Consider the following 2,500-nt stretch of genomic DNA (forward strand, 5'->3'; position numbering starts at 1 on the left):
GGGGAGCGTTCTAAGTGCAGTGAAGTCAGACCGGAAGGACTGGTGGAGCGCTTAGAAGTGAGAATGCCGGTATGAGTAGCGAAAGACGGGTGAGAATCCCGTCCACCGAATGCCTAAGGTTTCCTGAGGAAGGCTCGTCCGCTCAGGGTTAGTCAGGACCTAAGCCGAGGCCGACAGGCGTAGGCGATGGACAACAGGTTGATATTCCTGTACCACCTCTTTATCGTTTGAGCAATGGAGGGACGCAGAAGGATAGAAGAAGCGTGCGATTGGTTGTGCACGTCCAAGCAGTTAGGCTGATAAGTAGGCAAATCCGCTTATCGTGAAGGCTGAGCTGTGATGGGGAAGCTCCTTATGGAGCGAAGTCTTTGATTCCCCGCTGCCAAGAAAAGCTTCTAGCGAGATAAAAGGTGCCTGTACCGCAAACCGACACAGGTAGGCGAGGAGAGAATCCTAAGGTGTGCGAGAGAACTCTGGTTAAGGAACTCGGCAAAATGACCCCGTAACTTCGGGAGAAGGGGTGCTTTCTTAACGGAAAGCCGCAGTGAATAGGCCCAAGCGACTGTTTAGCAAAAACACAGGTCTCTGCGAAGCCGTAAGGCGAAGTATAGGGGCTGACACCTGCCCGGTGCTGGAAGGTTAAGGAGAGGGGTTAGCGTAAGCGAAGCTCTGAACTGAAGCCCCAGTAAACGGCGGCCGTAACTATAACGGTCCTAAGGTAGCGAAATTCCTTGTCGGGTAAGTTCCGACCCGCACGAAAGGTGTAACGATTTGGGCACTGTCTCAACCAGAGACTCGGTGAAATTATAGTACCTGTGAAGATGCAGGTTACCCGCGACAGGACGGAAAGACCCCGTGGAGCTTTACTGTAGCCTGATATTGAATTTTGGTACAGTTTGTACAGGATAGGCGGGAGCCATTGAAACCGGAGCGCTAGCTTCGGTGGAGGCGCTGGTGGGATACCGCCCTGACTGTATTGAAATTCTAACCTACGGGTCTTATCGACCCGGGAGACAGTGTCAGGTGGGCAGTTTGACTGGGGCGGTCGCCTCCTAAAGTGTAACGGAGGCGCCCAAAGGTTCCCTCAGAATGGTTGGAAATCATTCGTAGAGTGCAAAGGCATAAGGGAGCTTGACTGCGAGACCTACAAGTCGAGCAGGGACGAAAGTCGGGCTTAGTGATCCGGTGGTTCCGCATGGAAGGGCCATCGCTCAACGGATAAAAGCTACCCCGGGGATAACAGGCTTATCTCCCCCAAGAGTCCACATCGACGGGGAGGTTTGGCACCTCGATGTCGGCTCATCGCATCCTGGGGCTGTAGTCGGTCCCAAGGGTTGGGCTGTTCGCCCATTAAAGCGGTACGCGAGCTGGGTTCAGAACGTCGTGAGACAGTTCGGTCCCTATCCGTCGTGGGCGTAGGAAATTTGAGAGGAGCTGTCCTTAGTACGAGAGGACCGGGATGGACGCACCGCTGGTGTACCAGTTGTTCTGCCAAGGGCATAGCTGGGTAGCTATGTGCGGAAGGGATAAGTGCTGAAAGCATCTAAGCATGAAGCCCCCCTCAAGATGAGATTTCCCATAGCGTAAGCTAGTAAGATCCCTGAAAGATGATCAGGTTGATAGGTTCGAGGTGGAAGCATGGTGACATGTGGAGCTGACGAATACTAATAGATCGAGGACTTAACCATATAATATGAAGCAATGTTATCTAGTTTTGAAAGAATATAAAAAACTTGTTGACTTTAAAAGTTAAATAGGTTATAATAATTCTTGTCTTAAATGAATACAGTCTGGTAATGATGGCAGAGAGGCCACACCCGTTCCCATACCGAACACGGAAGTTAAGCTCTCTAGCGCCGATGGTAGTTGGGACCTTGTCCCTGTGAGAGTAGGACGTTGCCAGGCAATTCGGAGGATTAGCTCAGCTGGGAGAGCACCTGCCTTACAAGCAGGGGGTCGGCGGTTCGATCCCGTCATCCTCCACCATTTAGCCGACTTAGCTCAATTGGTAGAGCAACTGACTTGTAATCAGTAGGTTGGGGGTTCAAGTCCTCTAGTCGGCACCAGTTTTTATTGCAAGAGCCATTAGCTCAGTTGGTAGAGCATCTGACTTTTAATCAGAGGGTCGAAGGTTCGAATCCTTCATGGCTCACCATTTTAATGAAATATGCGGGTGTGGCGGAATTGGCAGACGCACTAGACTTAGGATCTAGCGCCTTTGGCGTGGGGGTTCGACTCCCTTCACCCGCACTTTTAATGAAATAACTCAAACATGTCTTGCGGAAGTAGTTCAGTGGTAGAATACAACCTTGCCAAGGTTGGGGTCGCGGGTTCGAATCCCGTCTTCCGCTCCAATTTCCAATATGACATGCCGGGGTGGCGGAACAGGCAGACGCACAGGACTTAAAATCCTGCGGTGGGTGACCACCGTGCGGGTTCGACCCCCGCCCTCGGCACCATATGCGCCCGTAGCTCAATTGGATAGAGCGTTTGACTACGG

The 2,500-nt window shown here is 51.9% G+C and carries 7 tRNA genes and 2 rRNA genes (2 of these 9 cut by a window edge); all 9 read left to right on the forward strand.

The features are described 5' to 3' along the window. Positions 1 to 1,688 (forward strand): 23S ribosomal RNA (locus LUS72_RS00440); it begins 1,234 nt to the left of the window's first position. A 101-nt stretch (positions 1,689 to 1,789) separates the two neighbouring features. Further along, positions 1,790 to 1,905: ribosomal RNA gene (rrf, locus tag LUS72_RS00445) — 5S ribosomal RNA — on the forward strand. A 5-nt stretch (positions 1,906 to 1,910) separates the two neighbouring features. Continuing rightward, positions 1,911 to 1,986, forward strand: a tRNA-Val gene (locus LUS72_RS00450). A gap of 4 nt (positions 1,987 to 1,990) precedes the next feature. Further along, positions 1,991 to 2,066 (forward strand) — tRNA-Thr (locus tag LUS72_RS00455). 13 nt (positions 2,067 to 2,079) lie between these two features. After that, positions 2,080 to 2,155 (forward strand) — tRNA-Lys (locus tag LUS72_RS00460). A 14-nt stretch (positions 2,156 to 2,169) separates the two neighbouring features. Beyond that, positions 2,170 to 2,250: transfer RNA gene (locus tag LUS72_RS00465), tRNA-Leu, on the forward strand. A gap of 29 nt (positions 2,251 to 2,279) precedes the next feature. Then, positions 2,280 to 2,354 (forward strand) — tRNA-Gly (locus tag LUS72_RS00470). 16 nt (positions 2,355 to 2,370) lie between these two features. Further along, a tRNA-Leu gene (locus LUS72_RS00475) sits at positions 2,371 to 2,459 on the forward strand. 3 nt (positions 2,460 to 2,462) lie between these two features. Continuing rightward, positions 2,463 to 2,500 (forward strand) — tRNA-Arg (locus LUS72_RS00480) (it continues 36 nt past the right edge of the window).

The organism is Bacillus cereus (assembly GCF_025917685.1).
GTDB classification, from domain to species: domain Bacteria; phylum Bacillota; class Bacilli; order Bacillales; family Bacillaceae_G; genus Bacillus_A; species Bacillus_A cereus_AT.